Source organism: Calderihabitans maritimus (assembly GCF_002207765.1).
GTDB lineage: Bacteria > Bacillota > KKC1 > Calderihabitantales > Calderihabitantaceae > Calderihabitans > Calderihabitans maritimus.
The window spans coordinates 1-2348 of sequence record NZ_BDGJ01000158.1 but is presented as its reverse complement, the minus strand read 5'-3'; the positions used below and the strand labels follow the sequence as shown (position 1 = coordinate 2348).

The 2348-nt window shown below is 41.6% G+C and carries 4 protein-coding genes; 2 read left to right on the top strand and 2 right to left on the bottom strand.

Features of this window, described 5'->3' with window-relative positions; genetic code table 11:
- On the bottom strand, positions 1–197 hold a 197-nt coding region (locus KKC1_RS11795), incomplete at its 3' end, for a hypothetical protein (RefSeq protein WP_202820065.1).
- Positions 198–380: 183 nt separating this feature from the next.
- Between KKC1_RS11795 and KKC1_RS11790 the strand changes: the two genes are divergently transcribed.
- Together KKC1_RS11790 and KKC1_RS11785 are read left to right on the top strand one after the other, a co-directional pair.
- The gene (locus KKC1_RS11790; RefSeq protein ID WP_238134299.1) at positions 381–863 is read left to right on the top strand and encodes a hypothetical protein; all 483 of its coding nucleotides are present in this window, start codon (positions 381–383) and stop codon (positions 861–863) included.
- Positions 841–1224 carry a type II toxin-antitoxin system RelE family toxin gene (locus KKC1_RS11785; protein WP_202820064.1) on the top strand — a complete coding sequence of 128 codons (384 nt, stop codon included), beginning with the start codon at positions 841–843 and terminating at the stop codon, positions 1222–1224. The genes KKC1_RS11790 and KKC1_RS11785 overlap by 23 nt, the downstream gene beginning before the upstream one ends.
- 461 nt (positions 1225–1685) lie before the next feature.
- On the opposite strand, the gene KKC1_RS11780 is transcribed toward KKC1_RS11785, so the two are convergent.
- Positions 1686–1943 carry a YgiT-type zinc finger protein gene (locus tag KKC1_RS11780; protein WP_088554644.1) on the bottom strand — a complete coding sequence of 86 codons (258 nt, stop codon included), beginning with the start codon at positions 1941–1943 and terminating at the stop codon, positions 1686–1688.
- Between the last annotated feature and the right edge of the window lie 405 nt (positions 1944–2348).

Here is a 2348-nt window from a genome sequence, read left to right as displayed (position 1 = left end):
GCCATAGTTTCTTGCTTCTCTTTTAATGTTTTTTGTTCTTCTTCCTGCCCCTTTAATATCTGGTACATTTCATCCTGACGAGCCTTCATGCCTTCAAACTCTTGCTCAATACGGTCCAGCCTACCATTAATGTTGCTAACTTCGCCCTTCAGGCTCTTAATCTCCAACAATATCTCCTTCAAAATTCCTTCCTGCATTCACCTTACCCCTCCCCCTTTGGCACGTCCACTACCCTCATTTTACCATGTCCAAATGAGTGCAACAATAAAACTTTCCGGAACATTTCCCCCATTCAAGTCAAGAACCGTCCCGGCTTGAAAGGGCTTGAAAGAACCATCCCCAACATGACAACTTGAACAACCACCTCTGGCGTGATAAACATGGAAGAATTATTATACGTTGACATATGCGTACAAATATATGAAAATAAAATTGAAAGTTATATGAATAATTTTCAACTAATTATCATTATAATAGGGGAAGGATATATGATGGGAGGAGTAGCGTTGAAAGAAAAGAATAAGCCATCTTTTATAAGTGACCAGATTGTTAATGCTTCTGATGTACAGAGAAAGTGGAGAAAGGTAATAGAACCCAAGCTTGAAAGATATCCGTACTTGCTCATGTTCTCCGGCTCAGAACCCAAAGCTACATTTATGAGTTTTGAAAAATTTGAAGAGTTGTGGGAAAAAGCTTATGAAGCCGAAGAATTAAAATTAAAGATAGAACTTATTTGTAGAATGTTGGTTCGCTGCAACGGAAAAGAAAGGGAACTGGTTGACTTAAGCGAAGTAGTGTCAAAAGCAGGTATTACTGCAGATGATATAGAGGAGGCACCTGATGTCGAGTTGCAGGATGAGTAATATACTTCCGGACAACGTAAAACTTTATCCGGAGGCGGTGGAAGATTTTTTAAGTCTTGATAAAGGCAGGCAGATAAAGGTAATTAAAGCCCTGCAAAAGATAGCCAGGGCACCATCTCAATACGGAAAACCTCTGGAAAATCAAGACGGTAGACCCTTAGCAGGATTTAGAAGCATATACGTGGATAGAAAGTCCCTGCGTATAATATGGACAGTTGCAGAATCGGGTACCATTGAAGTTGCTGTTGTTGCAGGTATAGCCGAAAGAGACGGGCTGCTTGCTTACCGGCTGGTTGCCAGCCGCAGACAAAAATTTGACGAATTTCTACAAAAGCTATTAATCGAATCTCTTCGTGCCTAAAAGTTCTCCCGCCACAAAAAAACTCCGTGCTGAAGTACAAGAAAAATACAACTCGCCACCTCAAGCTGAAGCTCATCCACTGCATCCTTCGTTACCGACCTGTCCTCTTCCCAGGCCCTTAATATCATATCTGATACATTTCATCCTAACGCGCCTTCATGCCTTCAAACTCTTGCGCAATACGATCCGGCCTACCGTTAATGCGGCCAACTTCTCACTTAAGGCTCTTAATCTCCGACAATATCTCCTTCAAAATTCCTTCCTGCATTCACCTTACCCCTCCCCCCTTTGGCACGTCCACTGCCCATATTTTACTATATCCAGATGAACGGAACAGTAAAACTATCTGGATCATTTACCCTCGTTAAAGTCAAGAACCGTCCCCGAACTTAAAAAAAAAGGGCGATCTCTTGACCGAGCCCCCTGATTTCTCATTGATTTCTCACTTAGTACTTCCTTCTTCACTTTTGAACCTGACTTAACTTTAATGCATCAAACGAGCGAACAGGAACACTAATGGTCTTCTCTCCGGGAACTTCTTGCGCCTCTAACAGTTCTCTCATCCGGAAAGTTGCTTCAGGCCCAAAATATTTTTCACCACACTGGTTGCAAACCTCAGCAGGGACATCCTTTATAACTATCATTCTACCATCTTTCTCTCTAATCACCTCTACTCTTTTTTTCTCTAAGCTCCCCCAACATAGATAACATCTGTTCATTATTTCCCATCCTTTCTCCTTCTTCGCTCATCAAGCCACTTAGGCTGACTAGGCTCATATACCGTAATAATTACTATCATATTTATCAACTAAAAGCGCTCGTTTAATATCCTGTACCAATTGCCTCTCGCGCCCTAGGCATCTTTTATTACGCTTAGATAATAGTACCATAATACGCATTCAAGTCAAGAACCGTCCCCTATGTACGTATGTACGTACGTGTAATATGGTAAATGCAATTCTCTCCTTTTACCCGCGGCGCCCTAGGCATTTTTATCACCCTTGGATAATAATACCATAACATCAATTCAAGTCAAGAACCGTCCCCAACTGAATGTGTCAAGTAGTATCGGGTAAAATTTTCCCTGCTCCAATCGAGGCTTAAAAGTGTACGTCAAATTACGA

Excerpts from the sequence above, each read along its gene's own strand:
- KKC1_RS11790 (WP_238134299.1), top strand. The coding sequence starts at position 381 with ATGGAAGAATTATTATACGTTGACATATGCGTACAAATATATGAAAAT.
- KKC1_RS11785 (WP_202820064.1), top strand. The coding sequence starts at position 841 with ATGTCGAGTTGCAGGATGAGTAATATACTTCCGGACAACGTAAAACTT.
- KKC1_RS11780 (WP_088554644.1), bottom strand. The coding sequence starts at position 1,943 with ATGAACAGATGTTATCTATGTTGGGGGAGCTTAGAGAAAAAAAGAGTA.